Origin of the sequence: Pseudomonas sp. NFACC13-1, from assembly GCF_900104425.1 — a bacterium.
Taxonomy (GTDB): Bacteria; Pseudomonadota; Gammaproteobacteria; order Pseudomonadales; family Pseudomonadaceae; genus Aquipseudomonas; species Aquipseudomonas fluorescens_AA.
In genome coordinates, this window is record NZ_FMXV01000075.1 from 1 (window position 1) to 1,145 (window position 1,145).

At 50.0% G+C, this 1,145-nt stretch carries 1 pseudogene; it reads right to left on the reverse strand.

The window, feature by feature from the left end:
- A pseudogene (locus BLQ55_RS31080) lies at positions 1–989 on the reverse strand (hypothetical protein); the annotation flags it as partial.
- Between the last annotated feature and the right edge of the window lie 156 nt (positions 990–1,145).

A 1,145-nucleotide genomic window follows, 5' to 3' on the forward strand; every position in this document is an offset into this window, starting at 1 on the left:
GTAACAGGGTCGGTTGCGGTGACCCGTACACGGGTGAAACGCCCCTCGATCTGATTCGCTGCCGGAGGTGTGTAGACCCCTGTATTTTCATCGATTGTACCTGCGCTGACAGCACGACGCTGCAGGTCTTCAACAGCCCATTTCAGGCCATTTCTTTCAGGAAAAACCTCAAAAGCATAGTGCGGCGCGCCGGCGGCAATACGGGGCTCCGGCGTGGTGATGGCGAACGTTGTTTGAGCGGGATTGAGGCGACCGAACAGACCGACATCATAAGGGGACTGTAAATTGAGCATCTGAATGGTCTCGCCGTAGTTAAGCTCGAGATTTTCCGCAATAAATCCCGTCACAGCGCGGCCCGTAGGGAACTGATCTTTGATTGCACCCTCCATCATCCCCGACGCATCCATCGCCAACAACCGAAGTAAAACTTCAGCAGCCTGCACCATCGCCAGCCCTAGCAAAAAAAACAGTATAAGTGTTATATCCATTGTTTGACCTTCCAAATTCATCTTACGCTTAACGGCATCGTCAAATTCGGAAAAATTATCGCCTGGCTCAGGGACTGCATTGCTTTCGGTATCAAATTTTATTCTTTTTAACGCGCCGCCGGCGGCATCATCGATCAATTGATAGGTCGCTGTGATGGTTAAGCCGTAACGCAAAGTATTGCCCGGATACAAATCTATGAGCGATTGAAGTAGATAGTAATTACTTTCTAAAACATTAATTTTAGCGTCAATAGTCCCGCTACACGGCCACTCGACGCTAATCTCTTGCCCCCGCAGCGCAACCTTCAGACTTCCACCGGCCGTCATAAGAAATTCAGGATGAACAACCTCAAGATCCGCCCATACTGGACCCACCACGGTATTCATATCCAAACGATGATTAAATGTCCCACGAGGAACCGTAATCCCCCCGCCTTTAGCTGTCGCAGTAACGTCTCCGCTATCATCAAAAACAAAATCAAAATCATCGCTATCAATCATTTCCCCCAGTGATCGTATCAACTCAGCAATAACTACTCGGCCTCGCGCTACCAATACAGTGGCAGAGTAATCCCTTCCGGCGTCATTCGGGATCAAGTAACGAAAACCGCTGTTCGAGCCAGGCGTGTCTCCCTCATGTCTACCCTCCATGCGCAC